The sequence below is a fragment of the Streptomyces hundungensis genome (assembly GCF_003627815.1).
GTDB lineage: Bacteria > Actinomycetota > Actinomycetes > Streptomycetales > Streptomycetaceae > Streptomyces > Streptomyces hundungensis_A.
In genome coordinates, this window is sequence record NZ_CP032698.1 from 5,671,335 (window position 1) to 5,698,010 (window position 26,676).

Sequence of the window (26,676 nt, forward strand, 5' to 3'; positions counted from 1 at the left end):
CCGCTCCAGACCGTCGGTCTGCGGCAGAACCCCAAAGAAGTCAGCCACAAGGAGACCGAACCGTGAAGAGCGCCGTGGAGACCCTGAACCCGACTCGGGTTCGGCTCACTGTCGAGGTGCCCTTCGAGGAGCTCAAGGACAGCCTCGACGCGGCGTACAAGAAGATCAACCAGCAGGTCACGGTCAAGGGCTTCCGTAAGGGCAAGATCCCGGCCCGAGTGATCGACCAGCGGTTCGGTCGTGGCGCCGTGCTCGAAGAGGCCGTCAATGACGCGCTTCCGAAGTTCTACACCGAGGCGATCAACGAGGCGGAGCTGAACCCGCTGGGTCAGCCCGAGGTCGACATCACCGAGCTGAAGGACGGCGAGACGCTGAACTTCACCGCCGAGGTCGACATCCGCCCGACCATCGAGATCCCGGACTACTCCGGCATCGAGGTCACCGTGGACGCCGTCGAGGTCAGCGACGAGGACGTCGAGAAGTCCGTGGAGCAGCTCCGCGAGCGCTTCGCCTCGACCTCCCCCGTCGAGCGTGCCGCCGAGGACGGCGACGTCGTGACGATCGACCTCGAGGCCAAGGTCGACGGCGAGGTCCTGGAGGACGGCGTGGCCGAGGGTGTCTCGTACACCATCGGTTCCGGCGAGCTCCTCGAGGGCATCGACGACGCCGTGAAGGGCCTGGAGGCCGGTGGCGAGGCCACCTTCACCTCCGAGCTCAAGGGCGGCTCGGCCGAGGGCAAGGAGGCCGAGGTCACCGTCAAGGTCACCCAGGTCGCCGCCCGTGAACTGCCTGCCCTGGACGACGACTTCGCGCAGCTCGCGTCGGAGTTCGACACCCTGGACGAGCTCAAGGCCGACAGCCGCAAGCGCCTCGAGAACATGAAGCAGTACGACCAGGCCACCCAGGCCCAGGAGCGCGTCCTCGACGAGCTCCTGAAGCTGGCCGAGGTCCCGATCCCCGAGAAGCTCCTCGCGGACGAGATCCAGACCCGCAAGCACAACCTCGAGCACCACCAGCTCGGCCAGATGGGCATCGACCTCGCCAAGTACCTGGAGATCCAGGGCAAGACCGAGGAAGAGTTCACCGCCGAGACCGAGGAGCAGGCGGTCAAGGGCATCAAGACGCAGTTCATCCTGGACGAGCTCGTCAACAAGGAGAAGCTGAACGTCAACCAGGAGGAGCTCACCGAGCACCTCATGCGGCGTGCCGCCTCCTCCGGCATGAGCCCGGACCAGTTCGCCCAGGCCGTCGTCGAGGGTGGCCAGGTGCCGATGCTCGTCGGCGAGGTCGCCCGCGGCAAGGCGCTCGCCGTCGTCGTCGAGGCCGCCAAGGTCACCGACACCAACGGTGAGGTCGTCGACCTGGAGGACGCCGAGGACGAGGCCGCCGAGGCCGCCGCCGAGGTCGAGTCCGCCGAGTCCGCCGAGGACGAGGCCGCGGAGAAGACCGAGGCCTAAAGCCTCCTTCTGACCGCTGAGAAGGGCCCTGCGCAGCCGCGCACGGGCCCTTCTTCGTACCGAATTCCGCTTCAACCACCTTGCGCTCCGAGCGAACAGTTCGGGAACCGGGATGGCGTTGTCCCACCTGCGCGTTAGGGTCCATGAATACGAGGGTGGTGGAGTCTGGCGAGCCGGAGTCCGCGCCCCCGGAACGAAGACGCTGAGACGGTTGAAGCCGTCAGAGACGAGCAGGTGGATACGTGACGAATCTGATGCCTTACGCCGCCGGAGAGCCGTCCCTCGGTGGTGGCCTCGGTGACCAGGTCTACAGCCGACTGCTCAACGACCGCATCATCTTCCTCGGCCAGCAGGTCGACGACGAGATCGCCAACAAGATCACCGCCCAGATGCTCCTCCTGGCCGCTGCCGACCAGGACAAGGACATCTACCTCTACATCAACAGCCCCGGCGGCTCGGTGACGGCCGGCATGGCGGTCTACGACACCATGCAGTACATCCAGAACGACGTGGTCACCATCGGCATGGGCATGGCCGCCTCGATGGGCCAGTTCCTGCTGACCGGTGGCGCCGCGGGCAAGCGCTTCGCGCTCCCCAACACCGACATCCTGATGCACCAGGGCTCCGCCGGTATCGGTGGCACCGCCTCCGACATCAAGATCCAGGCCGAGTACCTGATCCGGACGAAGAAGCGCATGGCGGAGATCACTGCCGCGCACTCCGGCCAGACCGTCGAGACGATCATCCGCGACGGCGACCGCGACCGCTGGTACACGGCGGAGGAGGCCAAGGAATACGGCCTCATCGACGAGATCATCTCCGCTGCCTCGGGCGTTCCGGGCGGCGGCGGCACCGGGGCCTGAGCCCCGACCCGCACCCGCTCCCCCTGCCCACTTGAACGCCACCAGGATGGTGAAGACCCCCATGAGCAACTTCTCCGGCCTCTCGGCCAACGCGAGCGGCCTCTACACCGGCCCGCAGGTCGACAACCGCTACATCGTCCCGCGCTTCGTCGAGCGCACCTCGCAGGGCGTGCGCGAGTACGACCCGTACGCGAAGCTCTTCGAGGAGCGCGTGATCTTCCTCGGCGTGCAGATCGACGACGCGTCCGCCAACGACGTCATGGCGCAGCTCCTGTGCCTGGAGTCGATGGACCCCGACCGTGACATCTCGATCTACATCAACAGCCCGGGTGGTTCCTTCACCGCCCTCACGGCGATCTACGACACGATGCAGTTCGTGAAGCCCGACATCCAGACGGTCTGCATGGGCCAGGCGGCCTCCGCCGCCGCCGTCCTGCTCGCCGCCGGTACGCCGGGCAAGCGCATGGCGCTGCCGAACGCACGCGTCCTGATCCACCAGCCCTCGGGCGGCACCGGCCGCGAGCAGCTCTCCGACCTGGAGATCGCGGCCAACGAGATCCTCCGGATGCGTTCGCAGCTGGAGGAGATGCTGGCCAAGCACTCGACGACGCCGATCGAGAAGATCCGCGACGACATCGAGCGCGACAAGATCCTCACGGCCGAGGACGCGCTGTCCTACGGCCTGGTCGACCAGATCGTGTCGACCCGCAAGACGACGACCTCCGCGGCCGCCTGACCCGCTTCGGCGAGCTTGGCGCGGTCCACGTGGAAGTGAACCGCGCCAAGGGGGGCCCGAACGGGGGCCCCGGCAAGGTACCGTCGGTAGGGGGTCTGGGGGCGTCCCCCCGGAAAACGCAGTAGGCACCAGGAGGCGGCGCACATGGCGTCTCCCAGGCGAAGGGGAAGCACCTCGTGGCACGCATCGGTGACGGCGGCGACCTGCTCAAGTGCTCGTTCTGCGGAAAGAGCCAGAAGCAGGTGAAGAAGCTCATCGCAGGCCCCGGGGTGTACATCTGCGACGAGTGCATCGACCTCTGCAACGAGATCATCGAGGAGGAACTCGCCGAGTCCTCCGAGGTGCGGTGGGAGGAACTCCCCAAACCGCGCGAGATCTACGAGTTCCTGGAGGGGTACGTCGTCGGGCAGGAGCCCGCCAAGAAGGCCCTCTCGGTGGCGGTCTACAACCACTACAAGCGCGTGCAGGCCGGCGAGAACGGCGGCGCGCAGGGCCGGGACGACGCGATCGAGCTCGCCAAGTCCAACATCCTGCTGCTCGGCCCCACCGGCTCCGGCAAGACGCTGCTCGCGCAGACCCTGGCGCGCATGCTGAACGTGCCGTTCGCGATCGCCGACGCGACCGCGCTCACGGAGGCCGGCTATGTCGGCGAGGACGTCGAGAACATCCTCCTGAAGCTGATTCAGGCGGCCGACTACGACGTCAAGAAGGCCGAGACCGGCATCATCTACATCGACGAGATCGACAAGGTCGCCCGCAAGAGCGAGAACCCGTCGATCACCCGCGATGTCAGCGGCGAGGGCGTCCAGCAGGCCCTGTTGAAGATCCTGGAGGGCACCACCGCCTCCGTCCCGCCCCAGGGCGGACGCAAGCACCCGCACCAGGAGTTCATCCAGATCGACACGACGAACGTGCTGTTCATCGTGGGCGGTGCCTTCTCGGGCCTGGAGAAGATCATCGAGTCCCGGGCCGGCGCCAAGGGCATCGGCTTCGGCGCGACGATCCGCTCCAAGCGGGAGATCGAGGCCAGTGACCAGTTCCAGGAGGTCATGCCGGAGGACCTGGTGAAGTTCGGGATGATCCCCGAGTTCATCGGCCGCCTGCCCGTCCTCACCTCGGTCCACAACCTCGACCGCGAGGCCCTGCTCCAGATCCTGGTCGAGCCGCGCAACGCGCTCGTCAAGCAGTACCAGCGCCTGTTCGAACTCGACGGCGTGGAGCTGGACTTCGACCGCCCGGCCCTGGAGGCCATCGCCGACCAGGCGATCCTGCGCGGCACCGGCGCCCGAGGACTGCGCGCCATCATGGAGGAGGTCCTCCAGTCGGTGATGTACGAGGTGCCGTCCCGCAAGGACGTCGCCCGCGTCGTCATCACCGCCGACGTGGTCCGCAACAACGTCAACCCGACGCTGGTCCCGCGCGAGCCCCGCATCGTGAAGAACGACGGCCGGCACGAGAAGAGCGCGTAGCACCGCACTCGGCCTCTCGCACACACCAAGGGGCCCGCCCGGTCAACTTCCTTGACCGGACGGGCCCTTTGACGTGTGCTAGGCCTTCTTGCGGGCCGTGTTGTAGACCGAGGCCGTCAGCTTGGCGGCGTCCTCCTGGCTCGCGCCGCCTCCCGTGGAGGCCTTGCCGATGTCCATCAGGAGCACGACGCCGTACGTGCTGTAGTCCGCCCACACGCACGCCGGGGCCGTGAACTCCTTGGGCCCCTTGTCCAGCGAACCGTCGGCGCCGGAGTTGGTGAACTTCATGTCCTGGCACTTCATCAGGGCGCCCTTGAACCCGGCCGGCTTGACGAGCTTGGGCGAGCCGATGAGCTCGACCTTGATGGTCTTGCTCTTGGCGGTGTTGTCCTTGGCGTTCTGGAACGAGGCGTCGATCACCTTCGCCGGGTCGCTGATCTCGCCCCAATAGGCGTTGATCTGAAGCGACTTGGCGGTCAGCGGGTTCAGCTTCGGGTCGCCGGAGGCGTACGAGGCGCCGGTCTGTTGCGGGTTCTTGACCCCGGCTGCCTCGGCCTTCTTCTTCTGCTCGTCCGACATCGGCGCCGTGTCGTCGCCCTTGGCGTCCTTCTTGAAGTCCTCGACCGTGGCGGGCAGGACGACCTTGTAGCCCTTGGTGTCGGCCGACACGTCGCTGTTGCTCGCGCCGCCCTTGGTGAGGAACCACGCGCCGCCGCCGACGACCGCGAGCGCCACGACGACCGCCGTGACGATCAGGCCGGTCTTCTTCTTCGGGGGGACCGGCGGCATCGGGTGCGTCGGCGCGCCGTACGGGGGCTGCTGGCCGTAGGGCGGCTGCTGGCCGTACTGCGGGGCCTGCTGCTGCGGGTAGCCGTAGGGCTGCTGCTGCGGCTGCTGCTGACCGTACGGGCCCGGCTGCTGCGGCGGCACGCCCTGCGGGGCCTGCTGCGGGTAGCCGTAACCGGGCTGCGGCGGACCGGGCTGCCCGTACGGGGGCTGCTGCGGAGGCTGCTGGCCGTACGGGCCGGGCTGCTGGGGCTGGCCACCGTACGGGCCCGGCTGGTTGTAGCTCATGGTTGGGTTCCCCCTAGACACGTTCATCCGATCCGAACATCCTCGCGGAACGGCCGCCGACCCCGTGCATCGGGGGCCCCGCCGTTACGAATCATTCCCGTTTCGGTGCGGGCCGGTGACACCCCTAAACTGACCCCGTGACCGAGAACACTCAGCAGCAGAACCCAGCGCCCACCACCGAACTGCCGACCCAGTACGCGCCGGCCGAGGTAGAGGGGAAGCTGTACGAGCGCTGGGTGGAGCGCGGTTACTTCACCGCCGACGCCGGGTCCGAGAAGGACCCGTACACCATCGTCATCCCGCCGCCCAACGTCACCGGAGCGCTGCACCTGGGGCACGCCTTCCAGGTCACGCTCATGGACGCGCTCACCCGCCGCAAGCGGATGCAGGGCTACGAGACGCTGTGGCTGCCCGGCATGGACCACGCGGGCATCGCCACCCAGAACAAGGTGGAGCAGCAGCTCGCCGAGGAGGGCAAGTCCCGCCAGGACCTGGGGCGCGAGGCCTTCACCGAGCGCGTGTGGCAGTGGAAGGACGAGTACGGCGGCCGAATCCTCGGCCAGCTCAGGCGGCTCGGCGCGGGCCTGGACTGGTCGCGTGAGCGGTTCACCATGGACGAGGGCCTCTCCAAGGCCGTCCAGACCATCTTCAAGAACCTGTACGACGACGAGCTGATCTACCGCGCCGAGCGCATCATCAACTGGTGCCCGCGCTGTCTGACCGCCATCTCCGACATCGAGGTCGAGTACCAGGACGACCCGGGCGAGCTCGTCTCGCTGAAGTACGGCGAGGGGGACGACACCCTCGTCGTCGCCACCACCCGCGCCGAGACGATGCTGGGCGACACCGCGATCGCCGTCCACCCCGACGACGAGCGGTACAAGCACCTCGTCGGCAAGCTCATCAAGCTGCCGCTGACCGACCGCTCCATCCCGGTCGTCGCGGACACCCACGTCGACCCCGAGTTCGGCACCGGCTGCGTCAAGGTGACCCCGGCGCACGACCCGAACGACTTCGCCATCGGGCAGCGCCACGGCCTGGAATCCATGACGATCATGGACGAGCGCGGTGTCATCACCGTCCCCGGCCCCTTCCAGGGTCTCGACCGCTACGAGGCCCGCTCGGCCGTCGTGGGCGCCCTCAAGGAGCAGGGTCGCATCGTCGCCGAGAAGCGCCCCTACATGCACTCGGTCGGGCACTGCTCGCGCTGCAAGACGACCGTCGAGCCGCGCCTGTCGATGCAGTGGTGGGTCAAGGTCGGCCCGCTCGCGCAGGCCGCAGGCGACGCGGTCCGCGACGGCCGGGTCAAGATCCACCCCGAGGACATGTCGAAGCGGTACTTCGACTGGGTCGACAACATGCACGACTGGTGCATCTCGCGCCAGCTGTGGTGGGGCCACCGCATCCCGATCTGGTACGGCCCCGAGGGCCAGGTCGTCTGCGTCGGACCCGACGACGAGATCCCGACCGGCGAGGGCTGGTACCAGGACCCCGACGTCCTGGACACCTGGTTCTCCTCGGGCCTGTGGCCCTTCTCCACGCTCGGCTGGCCGGAGAAGACCGCCGATCTGGAGAAGTTCTACTCCACCGACGTCCTGCTCACCGGCCACGACATCATCTTCTTCTGGGTCGCCCGGATGATGATGTTCGGCCTGTACGCGATGGACGGCGAAGTCCCGTTCAAGACGGTCGCGTTGACCGGTCTGGTGCGCGACGAGTTCGGCAAGAAGATGTCGAAGTCCAACCCGAACGCGGTCGACCCCATCGACTGGATGGACGCCTACGGCTCGGACGCGGTCCGCTTCACCCTGGCCAAGGGCGCCAACCCCGGTGCGGACGTGCCGATCGGCGAGGACTGGGTCCAGGCGTCCCGCAACTTCGCCAACAAGATCTGGAACGCCACCCGCTTCGCGCTGATGAACGGCGCCACCATCGAGGGCGAACTCCCGCCCGTGGAGCGGCTTTCGGCGACCGACCGCTGGATCCTGTCGCGGCTGAACAAGACCGTGGCCGAGGTCGACGCGTACTACGAGGACTACCAGTTCGCCAAGCTCAGCGAGTCGCTGTACCACTTCGCGTGGGACGAGGTCTTCGACTGGTACGTCGAGCTGTCGAAGACGACGTTCTTCGCGGGCGGCGAGCAGGCGAAGGTCTCCGGGCGGGTCCTCGGCGAGGTCCTCGACGTGATGCTGCGGGTCCTGCACCCCATCGTCCCGTTCGTCACCGACACCCTGTGGACGACGCTGACCGGCGGCGAGTCCCTGGTCGTCGCCGACTGGCCGCGTGACAGCGGCTTCCGCGACGAGGCGGCCGAGCGCGAGATCGAGCTGGTCCAGCAGGTCGTCACCGAGGTCCGCCGCTTCCGCTCCGACCAGGGTCTCCAGCCCGGCCAGAAGGTCCCGGCCGAGCTCACCCTGACCGGCACGGCGCTGGCCCCGCACGAGGCGGCCATCCGCCAGCTGCTCCGGCTCCAGCCGGCCGGCGAGGACTTCCACGCCACCGCCTCGCTGCCGGTCGCCGGCGCCACGGTCGCGCTCGACCTGTCGGGCACCATCGACGTCGAGGCCGAGCGCAAGCGCCTGACCAAGGACCTCGGCGCCGCCGAGAAGGAGAAGGCGGACGCGAACAAGAAGCTCGGCAACGAGGCCTTCCTCGCGAAGGCCCCCGACAACGTGGTCGACAAGATCCGTACGCGGCTGGCCAAGGCCGAGTCCGACATCGAGCGCATCGCCCGCCAGATCGCGTCGCTGCCCCAGGGCTGACCGGCGTCATGGCGAGGTGAGCAAGGCCCCCGGGACCTCGGTCCCGGGGGCCTTCCTCATGCGCGCGGGGCGGCCGCCCCGGGCCCGGCAGCGGCGGGGCGGACGAGGGGAGCGTGCGACATATCACTACATGGGGGCCGTTCGACTCGGGCGTTCGGGCCCAAAGACCTTGGATGATGGAAGGCATGCACACCCCGCTCCCCACCTCCGCGCCACAGCGCGCGCTGGCGGCGGCGCGGGCGACGGGCACCCGCTGGGTGGGCGAGGAGCGCGCCCTGGACGTGCTGATCGCACTGAGCTGCTTCGGCCTGATGGTCCTGGACGTGCCGGGCCTGGCCCGGAGCGACAACTCCCTCAACAGCTATACCGCGCCGCCCGTCCTGGCCCTGGGCGCGGCGACCCTGCTGCTGCGGCGCCGATGGCCATGGGTGCCGTATCTGGTCGCCCTGGTGTTCCTGGGCTGGCTGCACCAGCTCAACCTGGTGCAGTTCGCGCTGTATTCGCTGGGCCGCTTCCGGGGCCGCCGCGCGGGCATCCTGGCCACCTGCGGATACATCGCGGTGGCGTACGTCCTGTTCAACCTGCCGGGGTGGCCCGACATCCGGGGCGAGACGCTCAGCTCGTTCCTGGCGATCGTGGTGCCGGTGGGCGTGCTCGCCTCCGGCGTCGGCATCTCCGCCTACCGGCACGACCTCGTCCACGAGCTGGAGGTCCAGCGCGCCGAGAGCGCGGCCCTGCACGCCGTGCAGGCCGAGCGGGTCTCGGTCGCCCGGGACGTGCACGACATGGTGGGACGGGAGCTGACGATGCTCGCGGTGCGCTCCGAGGTGCTGGCGGTACGGGCCAGGAACGAGCCGCACCACAAGGACTTCGAGGAGCTCGCCGACACCGCGCGCCGGGCCCACCTCATGCTCAACGAGATCATCGTGCGGCGCGCGGACGAACGCACCGCCACCCCCGGGATCGACGGGCTGCACGCGCTCGCCGAGGAGAGCCGGCTCGCGGGCACCCCGGTCGGTCTCGACATCGAGGAGGCCGCCCACCGGCTGTCCCCGCTGCGGCAGGCGGCCGTCTACCGGGTGGTCCAGGAGTGCCTGACCAACTCGGTCAAGCACGCCCGGGGCGAGCCCGTCGCGGTGACGATCCGGCTGGCTGCCGGGGACCTCGTGGTCACCGTGCAGAACCCGCTGCCGCGCTCGGCGCCGGTCAAGGCCCCGGTCTCCACCGGGACCGGGACGTCCTCGATGCGGGAACGGGTGGAGAGCATGGGCGGCTCGCTCGCGACGACCCGTACCGACACGACGTACGAGGTCCGGGCCACGCTCCCGGCGGGCGCGATCGGCTGACCGGGGCTGCCCTCCCCGGGGGGCCTTCCCTCTCGGCGCTGCCCAGCCCCCAACTCCCCAGGGGCGCGGGGAACTGCGCGCCCAGCCACGCACGGCCTGCGGACGACCACGTAGGTCAGCCCCGTTATCTTCTTCGCGGTCCTGCAAGAGGGCCGCTGGCCTCCGGGCCCGGCATGACTGTTGCCCCCTGTCGAACGGATGACCTGGGGGGTGGTGTCACCGGGCCCGGGAGGTGCCGTCGGAGACGCTGATGAGAGGTCCGGCCACCACCCGGTCCGGCGCAATGCCGGACAGCTCGCGGGCGGCAGGTCTGCATAACGTGGATGCGCGCGTACGACACCACTGCCAAGGCCGGCACGTTCAACTCTGCTGGAAGGGCACGATGTTCGACACCGAAGACGTAGGCGTGTTCCTCGGCCTGGACGTCGGCAAGACCGCTCATCACGGCCATGGGCTCACCCCGGCCGGGAAGAAGGTCTTCGACAAGCCGATGCCCAACAGCGAGCCGAAACTGCGGGCCGTCTTCGACAAGCTGACCGCGAAGTTCGGCACCGTCCTGGTGATCGTGGACCAGCCCGCCTCCATCGGAGCCCTCCCGCTGACCGTGGCCCGGGACGCGGGCTGCAAGGTCGCCTACCTGCCCGGACTCGCGATGCGCCGCATCGCCGACCTCTACCCGGGCGAGGCCAAGACCGACGCGAAGGACGCCGCGGTGATCGCGGACGCCGCCCGCACCATGCCGCACACGCTGCGCTCTCTGGAGCTGACCGACGAGATCACCGCCGAACTCACCGTCCTGACCGGCTTCGACCAGGACCTCGCCGCCGAGGCAACCCGCACCTCCAACCGGATACGCGGCCTGCTCACCCAGTTCCACCCCTCGCTGGAACGCGTCCTCGGCCCCCGCCTGGACCACCCCGCCGTCACCTGGCTGCTGGAACGCTACGGCTCCCCGGCCGCCCTGCGGAAAGCCGGCCGCCGCAGACTCGTCGAACTCATCCGGCCCAAGGCCCCGCGCATGGCTACCCGGCTGGTCGACGACGTCTTCGACGCCCTGGACGAACAGACCGTGGTCGTTCCCGGCACCGGCACCCTCGACACGGTCGTGCCCTCCCTGGCCCGATCGCTCGCGGCGGTCCACGAACAACGCCGGGCCCTGGAAGCCCAGATCAAAGCCCTGCTGGAGGACCACCCTCTTTCCAAGGTCCTGACCTCGATGCCAGGGGTCGCGGTCAGGACCGCCGCAGTTCTGCTGGTCACCGTCGGCGACGGCACCAGCTTCCCCACCGCCGCCCACCTGGCCTCCTACGCCGGCCTCGCCCCGACAACGAAGTCCTCGGGGACCTCGATCCACGGCGAACACGCACCACGAGGCGGAAACCGGCAGCTCAAACGCGCAATGTTCCTGTCCGCGTTCGCAGCCCTGCACGATCCCGCCTCCCGCACCTACTACGACAAATGCCGGGCCCGGGGAAAGACCCACACCCAGGCCCTGCTCCGCCTCGCCCGCCACCGCATCAGCGTCCTGTTCGCCATGCTCCGCGACGGCACCTTCTACGAACCACGCGTCCCTGAAGCAGCCGTCGCATGACCAGCTCAGGCTTGACGAAGGACATAGAGGCACCCCCCGGGGCGCGGGGAACTGCGCGAACGGGTCCCATGGTCCGCGGACGAAGGTGCCCGGCACCGGGGTGTCGCGCTTCCGCGTGTACGTGGATCGGTGCGGCCCGTCGTGGGCTGGTCGCGCAGTTCCCCGCGCCCCTAGTAGGTGGGCCAGTGCCGGGCCGGCAAGGCGCGCGGGTTCTCGGGGGCCTGGTAGGTGGGCCAGTGTCGAGCCGGCTGGGGGCGTGGCCCCGGGCTGCGGAGAGGGGCTACGCGCCGGTCAGCACCCGCTGCAACCCGTCGAAGTCCTCCACGCACCTGCCCGAACCCAGCACCACACAGTCCAGCGGGTCGTCCGCCACGAAGACCGGGATGCCGGTCGCCGACGCCATCCGCAGGTCCAGGCCCGGCAGCAGCGCGCCGCCGCCGGTCAGCATGATGCCGTGCTCCATCACGTCCCCGGACAGCTCCGGCGGGCACTCCTCCAGGGTCACCTTCACCGCCGCGATGATCGACTCCACGGGCTCGTCGAGGGCGGCCCGCACCTCGCGCGTGGTGAGCGAGAGCGTCTTGGGCAGGCCCCGCACCTTCTCGCGGCCCCGGATCCTGAAAGTCCGCTCCTCCAGCTCCTCGTCGCCCGGCACCGGCCACGCCGACCCGATCGCGCACTTGACGTCCTCGGCGGTGCGCTCGCCTATGAGCAGCGAGTGCTCCTTGCGTACGTAGTCGGTGATCGCGGCGTCCAGGCGGTCGCCGCCCACCCTGAGGGACTGCGAGGTCACGATGCCGCCGAGTGAGATCACCGCGACCTCGGTGGTGCCGCCGCCGATGTCCACCACCATCGAACCGCGCGGCTCGGCCACCGGAAGGCCGGCCCCGATCGCCGCCGCCATCGGCTCCTCGATGAGGTGCACGGCCTTCGCGCCGGCCCGCTGCGCTGCGTGCACGATGGCCCGCCGCTCCACCGGGGTCACCCCGCTCGGCACGCACACCACCATGCGGGTGCGCGGCCTGCGCCCGGGCACGGCCTTCTTCACGAAGTGGCGGATCATTTCCTCGGCCGCCTCGTAGTCGCTGATCACCCCGTCGCGCAGCGGCCGGATCGCGGTGATCGAGCCGGGCGTGCGGCCGATGGTCTCCTTGGCCTCCGTGCCGACGGCGAGCGCCGTGCGGCCGCCCTCCTTCATCGCCACCACGGACGGTTCGTTGAGCACGATGCCCTGCCCGCGGGCGTAGAGAAGCGTATTGGCGGTCCCGAGGTCGATCCCTATGTCCATGATCGCCAAGTTTGCCGGGGGAGTGCCGGGGACCCGGGGGCCGAAGGTCCCGAAAGGGGCGGGTCCAAGGTCCTGTCGGTACCCCTCCGTAGACTGGTCCCGTGACCGAGCAGCCCGACCCCCGTGAAGCCGATGACTTCGACGACATCGTCGAAGCCGAGACCACCCGAGACCCCGACCTGGCGGTGATCGAAGCGGGCAGCCGCACCCTGCGCACCCACGGCGGAGCGCCGCAGGGCGAGGCCGTGCCCGGCCGCCCCGCCGACCCCGAGGTGGACGCGGCGCTGCGCGCGGTCGAGACCGAGCTCGCGGGCCGCTGGGGCGAGACCAAGCTGGAGCCGTCGGTGCGCCGCATCGCCGCCCTGATGGACGTCCTGGGCGAGCCGCAGCGCGCCTACCCGACGATCCACATCACCGGCACCAACGGCAAGACCTCCACCGCCCGGATGATCGAGGCCCTGCTCGGCGCCTTCGAGCTGCGCACGGGGCGCTACACCTCGCCGCACGTCCAGTCGATCACCGAGCGCATCAGCCTGGACGGCCTGCCGATCTCCGCCGAGCGCTTCGTCGAGACGTATGACGACATCAAGCCGTACGTCGAGATGGTGGACGCGCGCGAGGAGTTCCGGCTCTCCTTCTTCGAGGTCCTCACCGGCATGGCGTACGCGGCCTTCGCGGACGCGCCGGTCGACGTGGCCGTCATCGAGGTCGGCATGGGCGGCTCCTGGGACGCGACGAACGTCATCGACGCGGGCGTCGCCGTCGTCACCCCCATCGACCTCGACCACACCGACCGGCTCGGCAACACGCCCGCCGAGATCGCCGTCGAGAAGTCCGGGATCATCAAGCAGGGCGCGACGGTGATCCTCGCCCAGCAGCCCGTCGACGCGGCGCAGGTCATGCTGAAGAAGGCCGTCGAGACGGACGCCACGGTGGCCCGCGAGGGCATGGAGTTCGGCATCGTGCGGCGCGAGGTCGCCGTCGGCGGCCAGCTCCTGACCCTGCGGGGCCTCGGCGGCGAGTACGAGGACGTCTTCCTGCCGCTGTACGGAGCCCACCAGGCGCACAACGCGCTGGTGGCGCTCGCCGCGGTCGAGGCGTTCTTCGGCGTCGGCTCCCAGCAGCCCGGCCCGCTGGACATCGACACCGTCCGCAAGGCGTTCGCCGCCGTCGTCTCGCCCGGCCGCCTGGAGGTCGTGCGCCGCTCGCCCACCGTCGTGCTTGACGCCGCGCACAACCCGGCGGGCGCCCGCGCCACCGCGGACGGCCTGACCGAGGCGTTCGGCTTCTCCCGTCTGATCGGCGTGATCGCCGCCAGCGCCGACAAGGACGTCAAGGGCGTCCTCGAAGCCTTCGAGCCGGTCCTGGCCGAGGTGGTCGTCACCGCCAACACCTCCATGCGCTCCATGGACGTGGACGAGCTGGCCGCCCTCGCCGTCGAGGTGTTCGGCGACGACCGGGTGGTGGTCGAGCCCCGGCTCGACGACGCGATCGAGGCCGCCATCACCCTCGCCGAGGAGGAGGACGAGTACGCGGGCGCGGGCGTCCTCGTCACCGGCTCCGTGTTCACGGTCGGCGACGCCCGGCTGCTGCTGAAGAGGGGCTGAGCCCGATGCGTACGCTCTGCGCGTCCACCCTGATCGGTGAATTCTTCGTGATCGCCTTCGCGGGCCTGGTCGCGATGAAGGACCCCGACCTCGCCACCACCACCGTGTGGACGGTGTGCGGCATCGGCATGCTGCTCTCGGTGCTGCTGTGCGGGATGCTCGGCCGGCGCGGCGGGGTCGAGCTCGGCTGGGCCCTCCAGGTCGCCCTGATCGCGAGCGGTTTCGCCGTTCCGCTGATGTTCTTCATGGGCCTCGTCTTCGGCGCCCTGTGGTGGGCCTCGGTGCACTACGGCCGCAAGATCGACGAGGCGAAGGCGCGATTCGCCGCGGCGGCCGAGGCCCAGCCGGGGGCCTGAGGGCCCTTGGCGGGACCGGGTGCCGGGGCTTCGGCTACACCCGGTAATCTCGGCGGACCGCACACGTTTGCCAAGGAGCCGTACACCATGACGCAGCGCACCCTCGTCCTCCTCAAGCCGGACGCCGTCCGCCGCTCGCTGGTCGGCGAGATCATCGGCCGCATCGAGCGCAAGGCCGGCTGGGAGATCACCGCCCTCGAACTGCGCGCCCTGGACCAGGACACCCTGGAGCAGCACTACGGCGAGCACAAGGGCAAGCCGTTCTACGAGCCGCTCGTGGAGTTCATGTCCTCGGGCCCGGTCGTCGCCCTGGTCGTCGAGGGTGAGCGCGTCATCGAGGGTGTACGCCAGTTGGCGGGTCCCACCGACCCGATCGCGGCGGCCCCCGGTTCGATCCGCGGCGACTTCGGCACCATCGTCCGGGAGAACCTCATCCACGCCTCGGACTCCGAGGAGTCCGCCGAGCGGGAACTGAAGCTCTTCTTCCCCGGCCGCGCCTGAACACATACTGACGCGATGTCAGCCATATAGCGCTCATGACCTGGGGCGACCGAAGGAATTTCGGTCGTCCCTGGGCATATGCGGGCCGACTTCGGGAACGCATCGCCCCGACACGACGTCACCATTACTGAGGTGGACCACCGCGCCGTGTCCGCGCAGGCCGGACTACGATGGGGCCTCACGCTCAACGCACCCACCTCGCCGACCTGAGAAGCCGTCAACGCTCGATTAGGGAAGGCCGGACGCATCCTCATGGGGAGCAACAAAATGTCGTTCATCGGCCGTGACATGGCTGTCGACCTCGGGACCGCCAACACGCTGGTGTACGTCAGGGGCCGCGGAATCGTCCTGAACGAGCCGTCCGTCGTCGCCATCAACACCAACACCGGCGGCATCCTGGCGGTCGGCGCGGAAGCCAAGAAGATGATCGGCCGTACGCCGGGCAACATCGTCGCCGTACGGCCCCTGAAGGACGGCGTGATCGCCGACTTCGAAATCACCGAGCGGATGCTCCGCTACTTCATCCTGAAGATCCACAAGCGCCGGTATCTGGCCCGCCCGCGCGTCGTGGTCTGTGTGCCCTCGGGCATCACGGGAGTCGAGCGCCGCGCCGTCATCGAGGCCTCCACCCAGGCGGGCGCCCGCCAGGTGCACATCATCGAGGAGCCCATGGCCGCGGCCATCGGCTCGGGTCTGCCGGTCCACGAGGCCACCGGCAACATGGTGGTGGACATCGGCGGCGGCACCACCGAGGTCGCCGTCATCTCGCTCGGCGGAATCGTCACGGCACAGTCGATCCGGGTCGCGGGCGACGAGCTGGACAACGCGATCATCCAGCACATCAAGAAGGAGTACTCCCTCCTCCTCGGTGAGCGCACCGCGGAGCAGATCAAGATCACGATCGGTTCCGCGTACGACCTCGACAAGGACGAGCACACCGAGATCCGCGGCCGCGACCTCGTCTCCGGGCTGCCCAAGACCGTGGTGATCTCCGCGGCCGAGGTGCGCAAGGCGATCGAGGAACCCGTCAACGCGATCGTCGACGCCGTGAAGACGACGCTCGACAAGTGCCCGCCCGAGCTCTCCGGCGACATCATGGACCGCGGCATCGTCCTCACCGGCGGCGGCGCCCTGCTGCGCGGCCTGGACGAGCGGCTGCGCCGGGAGACCGGCATGCCGATCCACATCGCCGAGGACCCGCTCGACTCGGTCGCCCTGGGGTCCGGCAAGTGCGTGGAGGAGTTCGAAGCGCTCCAGCAGGTGCTCGACGCACAGCCCCGCCGCTAGCTCCCGGAGCCTGCTGTCCGCCGTATGGGTCACTGCCAACCCGTACGGCGGATCGTTGATATACAGATCGAAGAGATCTTGTAGATCACCCACATTCCTACGAGGAAGGCACGGCCGCCGCACGTGAGGGACACACGAGAGAGCCGGCTGCTCCTGGTGCTGCTGATCGCCGTAGCGTTCGCGCTGATCACGGTCGACATCAGAGGCGGGGCGAATTCACCGGTGGACGGCGCCCGGCAGGCCGCCGCCGCGGTCTTCGGACCGGTGGAGAACGGGGTCGCGGCCGCCGTCGACCCGGTAGGCAACGCGATCGGCGCGGTACGCGACTCAGGAAAGCGCCACGACAGGATCTCCGCCCTCCAGGCCGAGAACGAAGCCCTCAAGCAGAGGCTCGGCAGCGACGCCCGCAACCGCAGCCGTCTCAACCAGCTCGACGCGATGCTGAAGACCGCCGGCGAAGGCCAGTACGGCATCAAGGCCGCCCAGGTCGTCGCCATAGGAGCGGCCCAGGGCTTCTCCTGGACGGTCACCATCGACGCCGGGTCCAACGACGGCATCCAGCGCGACATGACGGTGCTCAACGGTGAGGGCCTGGTCGGGCGGGTCACCACCGTCGGCCCCTCCACCTCGACCGTGCTGCTCGCCAACGACCCCGACTTCACCGTCGGCACCCGGATGGAGAAGAGCGACGAGCTCGGCTTCGCCACCGGCCACGGCGACCGTCCGCTCTCGGTGCAGCTGCTCAACGGCAAGGCCAAGGTCAACCCCGGCGACCGCCTGGTGACCTTCGGCTCCCAGGCCGACAAGCCGTTCGTGCCCGGCGTTCCCGTCGGCGAGGTCGTCAAGGTCGACCCCTCGGGCGGCGACCTCACCCGCACCATCTACGTACGCCCCTACGTCGGCTTCACCAAGCTCGACATCGTCGGCGTCGTCGTCCAGGCCCCGCGCACCGACCCGCGCGACCAGGTGCTGCCCGCCAAGCCCCAGCCCACCCCGACGCCCACGGTCACCGTCACGGCCACCCCGTCCGGGACGCCCAACCCGCAGGGCAACACGGACATCGCCAACCAGAACGCGAACGGCGTCGGCAACCCCGACCCGAACGCGAAGCCCGACCCGGCCGGCGGCAACGCCAACCCGCCGGCGGGCAACGCCAACCCACCGGCCGGAACGAACCCGAACGCCAATCCGAAGCCCAACCCGGACGGCAACGGCAACGCCAACGCCGACGGCGAGCAGTAGGAGCTGATCCAGATGCGTCTCAACAGGGTCCTCCTCTCCGCCGCCCTGATCGTCGTCGCCCTCGTCATCCAGGTGAGCGTCCTCGCCCGCCTCCAACTCCCCGGCGCCGTACCGGACTTGGTGCTTCTGACCGTCCTCGGTCTGGCCCTGGTGTACGGCCATCTCGGGGGTGCCTTCGTCGGCTTCGGCGCGGGGCTGCTCGCCGACCTGGCGCCGCCCGCCGACCACGCCGCCGGGCGCTACGCCCTGGTGCTTTGCGTGATCGGCTACCTCGCCGGCCTCGCCAAGCCCGACCACGGACGGCTGCGCACCGCGGTCGGCCCGATGCTGGTGGTGGTCGGCGCGGCCATCGGCTCGACGCTGCTCTACGCCACCGTCGGGGCCCTGGTGGGAGACACCGCGGCCCGCCATGTCGGCCTGCCCAGCCTGCTGTTCACGGCCACCGTCTACGATCTGCTGCTCGCTCCGTTCACCGTGCCGCTGATCATGGCGATCGCCCGGCGGGCCGAGAACGACCCGCTCGCCGACACCACCGCCAACGGCAGCCCCAAGAGCAACATCACCTCCGGCTGGCTCTCCGGCGGCACCGGTCTGCGCATCGGCAACCAGCGCGGCGGTCTGCGGATCAAGGCCGCCAGGAACAGGGCGGCCCGCGCCGGCCGCATCAAGGGCGTCAAGCGACTGTGAACCAGGGGGTCGTCACAGCATGAGCAACATCCCCGAGACCGGACGCACCCCCCGGGTGCAAATCCGCCTCATCATCATCCAGGTCCTGGTCTTCTCGCTCCTGCTCACCCTGGGCGGGCGCCTGTGGTACCTCCAGATCCGCAACGGCCAGGAGTATCAGGACGAGGCCAAGAACAACCACGTCCAGCAGGTCGTCCAGCCCGCCGTGCGCGGCTCGATCCTCGACGCGCGGGGCGTCCCGCTCGCCGACAACGAGACCCGGCTCGTGGTCTCCGCCTCGCGCACCGACCTGTCCAAGATGCCCGACCGGGGCAAGGCCGTCCTGACCCGGCTCGCCGGGGTGCTCGGCATGAAGCCGCAGGACGTCATGGACAAGGTCCGGCTCTGTGACGCCAAGACCCCCAAGCCGTGCTGGAACGGCTCCCCGTACCAGCCGATCCCGGTCACCGACAAGGCCACCACCCAGCAGGCCCTGCAAATCCGCGAGCGCTCCGAGGACTTCCCCGGCATCACCGCCGACCCGACCGCCGTGCGCCGCTACCCGGCGCCCGGCAAGTCCAACACCGCGCAGGTGCTCGGCTACCTCTCGCCCGTCACCGACGACGAGATCACCAAGGCCAAGGACACCGACTCGCCCTATCTGCGCTCCGACCAGGTCGGCCGCTCGGGCCTCGAGCGCACCTACGACAAGCAGCTGCGCGGCAAGGCCGGCGTCACCCGCTACGAGGTCGACAACCTCGGCCGGGTCATCGGGCAGGCCGAGAGCGACAAGGCCCAGCCCGGCTCCAACGTCGTCACGTCGATAGACGCACGCGTGCAGGCGGTCGCCGAGTACGAGCTGAACAACGCGATGGTCGAGGCCCGCCAGCAGTTCGACAAGATCACCAACGAGAACTACAAGGCGGACTCCGGCGCGGTCATCGTCATGGAGGCCAAGACCGGGCGGATCGTCGCCATGGCCTCGGCGCCCACCTACGACCCCAACGTCTGGGTCGGCGGCATCTCCGGCAAGGACTACCAGCAGCTCACCGGCAAGGACAGCGACTATCCGCTGCTGAACCGCGCCATACAGGGTCAGGCCGCGCCCGGTTCGACGTTCAAGGTGGTCTCCACGGCCGCCGCGGTCGAAGCCGGCTACAAGTGGGACGGCGGTTACCCCTGCACCAGCTCGTACTCCGTGGGCGGGCAGGTCTTCAAGAACTTCGAGGGCGAGAACTTCGGACCCATCTCCCTCGGCCGCGCCCTTGAGGTCTCCTGCGACACCGTCTTCTACGGGCTCGCCGACAACGAGTGGAAGAAGGACGGCGGGATCAACCCGAAGAAGGGCCAGCCCAAGGACTACTTCTACAAGGCGGCCCACCAGTTCGGCCTCGGCAAGCCCACCGGGGTGGACCTGCCCAACGAGGTCACCGGCCGCGTCCCCGACCGCCAGTGGAAGGAGAACTACTGGGCGGCCAACAAGGACAGCTGGTGCAAGACGGGCAAGAAGGACGGCAGTTACGTCGAGAAGATCGCGTACGAGAACTGCCTCGAAGGCAACAAGATGCGTGAGGGCGACTCGATCAACTACTCCATCGGCCAGGGCGACACCCTCGTCACGCCGATCCAGGAGGCCATGATCTACGGGGCCATCGCCAACGGCGGCACCATGCACGCCCCCACCATCGGCAAGGCGATCATCAGCGCCGACGGCAAGTCGATCACGGAGATCAAGCCGAAGGTCAACGGAAAGCTCCCGGTCACCCAGGCCACCCTCGACGGCTTCAACAAGGCCCTCGCGGGCGTCGTCACCAGCGGTACCGCCGCCTGGAAGTTCCAGGGCTGGCCGCAGGACAAGGTCGAACTCCACGCCAAGACCGGCACCGCCGAGGTCTACGGCAAGCAGACCACCTCCTGGCTCGCCACGTACTCCAAGGACTACACCGTCGTCATGACGATCGCCCAGGCCGGTACGGGTTCCGGCGCCTCCGGTGCCGCCGTGCGCAAGATCTACGAGGCGATGTACGGCATCGACGACGCGGGGAACCAGGACATCAAGCGCGCCCTGCTCCCGCAGCCCGAGCAGTCCCTGCCCAAGATCCAGGCAGACGGCTCCATCGACGCCCCGGCCGTCGCCGCGTACGACCCGGACGCGGGCAAGACCAAGGACAAGGACAAGGGCAAGCAGCAGCCCGCCGGCCAGCCGCAGCCCGACAACAGCCCGGCGGCCACCGTCGACAACCGCAACCCACGGAGGGACTAGCGCCATGGCAGGCTTCTCCGTCCAGCGCTACGCCCCCGAGCGCGGCGCCTTCGCCAAGCTGACGGCGCGCGACTCGGTGCTGCGCCGGCTCGACTGGCCGCTGCTGCTCTCGGCCCTCGCGCTCTGCCTCATCGGCTCGCTCCTGGTGTGGTCCGCGACCCGCAACCGCACCGCCATCAACCAGGGCGACCCGTACTTCTTCCTCATCCGGCACATCGTGAACTCCGGCATCGGGCTCTGCCTGATGATCGGCACGATGTGGCTCGGCCACCGCACCCTGCGCGGCGCCGTGCCCATCCTGTACGGCCTGTCCATCCTGCTGCTGCTCGCGGTGCTCTCGCCGCTCGGCGCCACCGTCAACGGTGCGCACTCCTGGATCGTGCTCGGCGGCGGGTTCTCCCTCCAGCCCTCCGAGTTCGCGAAGATCTCGATCATCCTGTGCATGGCGATGCTGCTCGCCGCGCGGGTGGACGCCGGCGACCAACTGCACCCCGACCACCGCACCGTGACCAAGGCGCTCGCCCTCGCGATGGTGCCGATCGGCTGCATCATGCTCATGCCCGACCTCGGCTCCACCATGGTCATCGTGGTGATCATCCTCGGTGTGCTGCTCTCCTCCGGGGCGTCCAACCGCTGGATCATCGGCCTGTTCTCGGCCGGAGTGGTCGGAGCGGTGCTCGTGGCCGCGCTCGGAATACTGGACAAGTACCAGATCAACCGCTTCGCCGCCTTCGCCAACCCCAGCCTCGACCCGGCCGGCGTCGGCTACAACACCAGCCAGGCCAGGATCGCCATCGGCTCCGGCGGCCTCACCGGCACCGGCCTGTTCAAGGGCTCCCAGACCACCGGCCAGTTCGTACCCGAACAGCAGACGGACTTCGTGTTCACCGTCGCCGGCGAGGAACTCGGCTTCGTGGGCGCCGGATTGATCATCGTGCTGCTCGGCGTCGTCCTGTGGCGCGCCTGCCGCATCGCCCGCGAGACGACCGAGCTGTACGGCACGATCGTCGCGGCCGGCATCATCGCCTGGTTCGCCTTCCAGTCCTTCGAGAACATCGGCATGACGCTCGGCATCATGCCGGTCACCGGCATCCCGCTGCCCTTCGTCTCCTACGGAGGGTCCTCGATGTTCGCGGTGTGGGTCGCCATAGGGCTGCTCCAGTCGATCCGGGTGCAGCGGCCGATAACGGCATAGCCGCGCCGAGGAGGCCCGACCAGGAAGGGACCGGCCGGACACGGCCGGTCCGGGCGCCCTGCCGCCGGGCGCCGAACGCGTCTAGATTTTTCTCATGGCGGACACCAAGCGCGAGATCGAGCGGAAATTCGAGTTCCCCACGGCCGGCGGGGAGGACCGCACCGAGCTCCCCGACCTGACCGGCGTCCCCGGCATCGCCCGCGTCGCGGCCCAGGGCGTCACGGAGCTCGACGCCGTCTACTACGACACCCAGGACCTGCGCCTCGACGCCGCCCAGCTCACCCTGCGCCGCCGCACCGGCGGCGACGACGCCGGCTGGCATCTGAAGGTCCCCGTCGCCGCCGGTGTCCGCGACGAGATCCGCGCCCCGCTCAGCGACGACGTGCCGCCCGCGCTCGCCGCCCTGCTGCGCTCCCGCGTGCGCGAGCGCCAACTCGTCCCCGTGGTACGGCTGTTGTCCTCGCGCGAGGTCAGCCTCCTCCTGGCCGACGACGCCACGCCGCTCGCCGAGCTCAGCATCGACACCGTCGTCGCCCAGGGTCTGACCGACGGCGCGACGAGCACCACCTGGACCGAGATCGAGGTCGAACTCGCCGACGGCGTCCACGACCAGGACCTCCTCGACGCGGTGGAGAACACGCTGCGGACGGCGGGCATCCTGCCCTCGGCGAGCGCCTCCAAGGTCGCCCGCGCCCTGCGCGAGACGACCCCCGCGCCCCCGCGCGCCCGCGACACCACCACCGAACCCGCCGACGGCACCGCCGGCGCCCACGTCCTGGCCCATCTGCGGGCCCAGCGCGACACCCTGATCGCCCTCGACCCCGCCGTGCGGCGCGAACTGCCCGACGCCGTCCACCGGATGAGGGTCGCCACCCGCCGGCTGCGCAGCGCCTTCCGCTCGTACGCCAAGGTGATCGACCGGTCCGCCACCGAACCCGTCCGGGCGGAACTCACCTGGCTCGCCGCCGAACTCGGCGTCGAACGCGACGGGGAAGTGCTCGCCGAACGCCTGATGACCCGGATCGCGGCGCTCCCCGACACGCTGCTGCTCGGCCCGGTCCACGCCCGGCTGCGGATCCGTACCGTGGCCGGCCGCGCCGACGCCCGGCGCAGGACGCTCACCGCCCTCGACGGCCAGCGCTACCTCGCCCTGCTCGACGCACTCGACGCGCTGCTCGCCGCCCCGCCGCTGCGGCCCGCGGCCAACCAACCCGCCCCCGGCGTGCTCCGCAAGGCCGTCCGCAAGGACCACCGGCGCCTCGCCCGCCGCCTCGACACCGCGCTCGCCCTCGAACCCGGCCCCGAGCGCGACCTCGCCCTGCACGCGGCCCGCAAGGCGGCCAAGCGCGCCCGGTACGCCGCCCAGGCCGCGGCCCCCGCCCTCGGCAAGCCCGCCAAGAAACTCACCAAGCGCCTCAAGGCCGTCCAGAACGTCCTCGGCGAGCACCACGACAGCGTGGTCGCCCGCGACGCGCTGCGCACCCTGGCCGCGCAGGCCCACGCGGCCGGCGAGTCCGCGTTCACCTGGGGACTCCTGTACGGACACGAACAGGCGACGGCCGCACGGCGCGAGCACCAACTGCCCGGGGTATGGGCCCGCGCCGCCCGGCCCGGGCTCCCCAAGGGCACGGCGGCCCCTTGATCGTCGTGCGAAGGGGCGAGTGATCGTCGTGCGAGGGGGCGACGCGGCTCGCGTTACGCTAGAGAGTCGCCCCCTGCCAGCCCACGAAGGTCGAGATGTCTGCCGAGTCCGTCTTCCCACAGCTCGAAGCGCTGCTCCCGCATGTGCAGAAGCCGATCCAGTACGTCGGCGGTGAGCTCAACTCCACCGTCAAGGCCTGGGACGAGTGTGACGTCCGCTGGGCGCTCATGTACCCGGACGCGTACGAGGTCGGGCTGCCCAACCAGGGCGTCATGATCCTCTACGAGGTACTCAACGAACGCGAGGGCGTCCTCGCCGAGCGCACCTACAGCGTGTGGCCCGACATGGAAGCGCTGATGCGCGAGCACAAGGTGCCGCAGTTCACCGTGGACTCGCACCGCCCGCTGCGCGCCTTCGACGTGTTCGGCCTCAGCTTCTCCACCGAGCTCGGCTACACCAACATGCTCACGGCCCTGGACCTCGCGGGCATCCCGCTGGAGTCCAAGGACCGCACGATCGACGACCCGATCGTCCTCGCGGGCGGCCACGCGGCCTTCAACCCCGAGCCGATCGCGGACTTCATCGACTGCGCGATCATCGGCGACGGCGAGCAGGCCGTCCTCGACATGACGGAGATCGTCCGGGCGTGGAAGGCCGAGGGCCGCCCCGGCGGCCGCGAGGAGGTCCTGTTCCGCCTGTCGCGTACCGGAAGCGTCTACGTCCCCGCCTTCTACGACGTCGAGTACCTGCCGGACGGCCGCATCGCCCGGGTCGTACCGAACAAGTCGGGCGTGCCGTGGCGGGTCTCCAAGCACACCGTCATGGACCTCGACGAGTGGCCCTACCCCAAGCAGCCCCTGGTCCCGCTCGCCGAGACCGTCCACGAGCGCATGTCCGTGGAGATCTTCCGCGGCTGCACCCGCGGCTGCCGCTTCTGCCAGGCCGGCATGATCACGCGCCCCGTGCGGGAGCGAAGCATCACCGGCATCGGCGAGATGGTGGAGAAGGGCCTCAAGGCGACCGGCTTCGAAGAGGTCGGCCTGCTGTCGCTGTCCTCCGCGGACCACACCGAGATCGGCGACATCGCCAAGGGCCTCGCGGACCGCTACGCCGACGACAAGATCGGCCTGTCGCTGCCCTCGACCCGGGTGGACGCCTTCAACGTCGACCTCGCCAACGAGCTGACCCGCAACGGCCGCCGCTCGGGCCTCACCTTCGCCCCGAGGGCGGCTCCGAGCGCATGCGCAAGGTCATCAACAAGATGGTCTCCGAAGAGGACCTGATCCGTACCGTCGCGACCGCGTACGGCAACGGCTGGCGCCAGGTGAAGCTGTACTTCATGTGCGGCCTGCCCACCGAGACCGACGACGACGTGCTCCAGATCGGCGACATGGCGGTCAACGTCATCGCCAAGGGCCGCGAGGTCTCCGGCCAGAACGACATCCGCTGCACCGTCTCCATCGGCGGCTTCGTGCCCAAGCCGCACACCCCCTTCCAGTGGGCGCCGCAGCTCAGCGCCGAGGACACCGACGCCCGGCTCACCAAGCTGCGCGACAAGATCCGCGGCGACAAGAAGTACGGCCGCTCCATCGGCTTCCGCTACCACGACGGCAAGCCCGGCATCGTCGAGGGCCTGCTCTCGCGCGGCGACCGCCGGGTGGGCGCCGTCATCCGCGCCGTCTACGAGGACGGCGGCCGCTTCGACGGCTGGCGCGAGCACTTCAGCTACGACCGCTGGATGGCCTGCGCCGAAAAGACGCTGCCCGCCTACGGCGTGGACGTCGACTGGTACACCACCCGCGAGCGCACCTACGAGGAAGTCCTGCCCTGGGACCACCTCGACTCGGGCCTCGACAAGGACTGGCTGTGGGAGGACTGGCAGGACTCGCTCGACGAGACCGAGGTCGAGGACTGCCGCTGGACGCCGTGCTTCGACTGCGGTGTCTGCCCCCAGATGGACACGTCCATCCAGATCGGCCCCACGGGCAAGAAGCTGCTGCCACTGACGGTCGTCAAGTAACCGCCTGATCACGAAGGGCCCCCCGTCGCAACGGCGAGGGGCCCGTCGTGCGTCCTTGCCCACATGGAGAACCGCCCGGCCCCGCAGGGCCCTGAAGGCTGCCTGACCGTGGCGATCCGCATCCCGGTACGCATCGTGGTGCTGGTCCTCGTCGTTCCCGTGCGGATCGTCTGGGACCTCTTGGTGGTCGGGGCCAAGGCCCTGCGGCGAGTGGTGCTCGCGCCCCTGTGGCGCGGGCTCGTCGTGATCCCGTTCGGGTGGTTGTACCGCTGGGTGCTGACCCCGCTGGGGCGGTCAACCGCCTGGCTGGCGAGGGGAGTTGGCGTGGTCGTCGCCGCGGTGGGGGAGGCGGTCGGGGTCGCCGTCACCTGGGTCCTGGTGACGCTGATCGCGGCCCCCTCGGTCTGGCTGTACCGCCAGGTGCTCACGCCGCTCGCCCGGATCGCCGGCCACACGATCAAGGCCCTCGCGATCGGCCTCACCCGGGTGCTGTGGGCGGTGTTCGTGTGGCCTCCCGTCACCCTGTGGCGCCTCCTCCTGTTCCCGCTGCTGCGCTACGGAATCCTCCTGCCCGCGTCCTGGCTCCTGCGCACCCTGCAAAGCGCCGCGGCCTGGCTCTACCGCACCGCCCTCACCCCCACCGGCCACGCCCTCGCCCGGCTGGCCGCGCTGATCGGTGCCGGTCTGGTGGCGCTGGGGCGGGGGCTCGTGGCGTTGGGGGTGCTGTTGGTGGTGGTTCCGGTGGGGTGGGTGTATCGGAGGGTGCTGACGCCGCTCGGGCGGGGGCTGGCCGTCGTCGTGCGGGAGATCGGGCACGCGATCGGCCACGCCTGGCGGGTCGCCGGACACCTCTCCCGGGCGATCGGGCGCGGCCTCAAGTGGCTCGCCCACACCCTCGTGGGACGGCCGACGCGCTGGGTGTACGTCGTGATTCTGACGCCGGTCGGCCACGCGGTACGGGACGCCGTGTGGCGACCGGCCGCCCGGGCCGCGCGCGAGGCGGGCCGCGCCGCACGCCAGGCGCTGACCACGGCCCGCGAGACCGTACGCACCGCCCGGCAGGAGGCCTGGCGAGCCCTTGTCGGCGGCCCGCCCCGGGAACGGACCGAGCACCGGGCGCGTACTCTGGGTAGTACAACTACTGCCTCCGGCGCGGTGCCCGCCCCCGAGATCTCCCTCAGCAAAGCCGAGGGATGAGCCGGGTGGCGCACCGGCCGTGACCGGAGGGGCCCCCACAGGACGGTGGGCGGCGCTCACCGCGCCCGCCCCGCACCGAGGAGAAGAACCACTGGGCAAGCGACAGCCCGAAGG

General features: G+C 69.8%; 19 protein-coding genes and 1 pseudogene. 18 read left to right on the forward strand and 2 right to left on the reverse strand.

Translation table 11 applies throughout. From position 1 onward, the window contains the following. The first annotated feature begins 62 nt into the window (after positions 1-62). The 4 genes from tig to clpX all read left to right on the forward strand — a co-directional run bounded on the left by tig (position 63) and on the right by clpX (position 4,525). Complete coding sequence (gene tig, locus DWB77_RS25155; RefSeq protein ID WP_120723395.1) at positions 63-1,457, forward strand: trigger factor; 1,395 nt, start codon at positions 63-65, stop codon at positions 1,455-1,457. A 254-nt stretch (positions 1,458-1,711) separates the two neighbouring features. Beyond that, positions 1,712-2,320, forward strand: coding sequence for an ATP-dependent Clp protease proteolytic subunit (locus tag DWB77_RS25160; protein WP_120728222.1), 609 nt, complete (start codon positions 1,712-1,714; stop codon positions 2,318-2,320). Between the two features lie 46 nt (positions 2,321-2,366). Next, entirely contained in the window at positions 2,367-3,056 is a 690-nt protein-coding gene (locus DWB77_RS25165) for an ATP-dependent Clp protease proteolytic subunit (protein ID WP_120723396.1), read from the forward strand. A gap of 176 nt (positions 3,057-3,232) precedes the next feature. Then, on the forward strand, positions 3,233-4,525 hold the full coding sequence (gene clpX / locus DWB77_RS25170; RefSeq protein WP_120723397.1) for an ATP-dependent Clp protease ATP-binding subunit ClpX: 1,293 nt from the start codon (positions 3,233-3,235) through the stop codon (positions 4,523-4,525). A 78-nt stretch (positions 4,526-4,603) separates the two neighbouring features. On the opposite strand, the gene DWB77_RS25175 is transcribed toward clpX, so the two are convergent. After that, complete coding sequence (locus DWB77_RS25175; protein WP_120723398.1) at positions 4,604-5,599, reverse strand: hypothetical protein; 996 nt, start codon at positions 5,597-5,599, stop codon at positions 4,604-4,606. 137 nt (positions 5,600-5,736) lie between these two features. On the opposite strand from DWB77_RS25175, the gene DWB77_RS25180 reads away from it, so the two are divergent. The 3 genes from DWB77_RS25180 to DWB77_RS25190 all read left to right on the forward strand — a co-directional run bounded on the left by DWB77_RS25180 (position 5,737) and on the right by DWB77_RS25190 (position 11,298). Further along, on the forward strand, positions 5,737-8,361 hold the full coding sequence (locus DWB77_RS25180; RefSeq protein ID WP_120723399.1) for a valine--tRNA ligase: 2,625 nt from the start codon (positions 5,737-5,739) through the stop codon (positions 8,359-8,361). Positions 8,362-8,546: 185 nt separating this feature from the next. Continuing rightward, positions 8,547-9,707 carry a sensor histidine kinase gene (locus DWB77_RS25185; RefSeq protein ID WP_120723400.1) on the forward strand — a complete coding sequence of 387 codons (1,161 nt, stop codon included), beginning with the start codon at positions 8,547-8,549 and terminating at the stop codon, positions 9,705-9,707. Between the two features lie 382 nt (positions 9,708-10,089). Next, positions 10,090-11,298, forward strand: coding sequence for an IS110 family transposase (locus DWB77_RS25190; protein WP_120720370.1), 1,209 nt, complete (start codon positions 10,090-10,092; stop codon positions 11,296-11,298). A gap of 280 nt (positions 11,299-11,578) precedes the next feature. On the opposite strand, the gene DWB77_RS25195 is transcribed toward DWB77_RS25190, so the two are convergent. After that, positions 11,579-12,586: a rod shape-determining protein gene (locus tag DWB77_RS25195; protein ID WP_120723401.1), complete on the reverse strand. Its 1,008-nt coding sequence runs from the start codon at positions 12,584-12,586 to the stop codon at positions 11,579-11,581. Positions 12,587-12,687: 101 nt separating this feature from the next. Between DWB77_RS25195 and folC the strand changes: the two genes are divergently transcribed. The 11 genes and pseudogenes from folC (at position 12,688) to DWB77_RS25250 (ending at position 26,562) form a co-directional block, all read left to right on the forward strand. Beyond that, positions 12,688-14,193 (forward strand): bifunctional tetrahydrofolate synthase/dihydrofolate synthase, encoded by a 1,506-nt coding sequence (gene folC, locus DWB77_RS25200; RefSeq protein WP_120723402.1) that lies wholly within the window; start codon positions 12,688-12,690, stop codon positions 14,191-14,193. A gap of 5 nt (positions 14,194-14,198) precedes the next feature. Then, the gene (locus DWB77_RS25205; RefSeq protein ID WP_120723403.1) at positions 14,199-14,549 is read left to right on the forward strand and encodes a DUF4233 domain-containing protein; all 351 of its coding nucleotides are present in this window, start codon (positions 14,199-14,201) and stop codon (positions 14,547-14,549) included. 87 nt (positions 14,550-14,636) lie between these two features. Next, the gene (gene ndk, locus DWB77_RS25210) at positions 14,637-15,050 is read left to right on the forward strand and encodes a nucleoside-diphosphate kinase (RefSeq protein ID WP_120723404.1); all 414 of its coding nucleotides are present in this window, start codon (positions 14,637-14,639) and stop codon (positions 15,048-15,050) included. Positions 15,051-15,317: 267 nt separating this feature from the next. Then, positions 15,318-16,337, forward strand: coding sequence for a rod shape-determining protein (locus tag DWB77_RS25215; RefSeq protein ID WP_053727412.1), 1,020 nt, complete (start codon positions 15,318-15,320; stop codon positions 16,335-16,337). A gap of 123 nt (positions 16,338-16,460) precedes the next feature. Continuing rightward, positions 16,461-17,579, forward strand: coding sequence for a rod shape-determining protein MreC (gene mreC, locus DWB77_RS25220; RefSeq protein WP_120723405.1), 1,119 nt, complete (start codon positions 16,461-16,463; stop codon positions 17,577-17,579). Between the two features lie 12 nt (positions 17,580-17,591). Next, entirely contained in the window at positions 17,592-18,266 is a 675-nt protein-coding gene (mreD, locus tag DWB77_RS25225; protein ID WP_120723406.1) for a rod shape-determining protein MreD, read from the forward strand. A 19-nt stretch (positions 18,267-18,285) separates the two neighbouring features. Beyond that, entirely contained in the window at positions 18,286-20,508 is a 2,223-nt protein-coding gene (gene mrdA / locus DWB77_RS25230; RefSeq protein WP_120723407.1) for a penicillin-binding protein 2, read from the forward strand. 4 nt (positions 20,509-20,512) lie between these two features. Then, positions 20,513-21,703 carry a rod shape-determining protein RodA gene (gene rodA / locus DWB77_RS25235; RefSeq protein ID WP_120723408.1) on the forward strand — a complete coding sequence of 397 codons (1,191 nt, stop codon included), beginning with the start codon at positions 20,513-20,515 and terminating at the stop codon, positions 21,701-21,703. A gap of 94 nt (positions 21,704-21,797) precedes the next feature. After that, complete coding sequence (locus DWB77_RS25240; RefSeq protein ID WP_120723409.1) at positions 21,798-23,345, forward strand: CYTH and CHAD domain-containing protein; 1,548 nt, start codon at positions 21,798-21,800, stop codon at positions 23,343-23,345. Positions 23,346-23,440: 95 nt separating this feature from the next. Then, a pseudogene (locus tag DWB77_RS25245) lies at positions 23,441-25,365 on the forward strand (TIGR03960 family B12-binding radical SAM protein). Between the two features lie 63 nt (positions 25,366-25,428). Further along, positions 25,429-26,562: a hypothetical protein gene (locus DWB77_RS25250; RefSeq protein WP_120723410.1), complete on the forward strand. Its 1,134-nt coding sequence runs from the start codon at positions 25,429-25,431 to the stop codon at positions 26,560-26,562. Positions 26,563-26,676 lie beyond the last annotated feature (114 nt).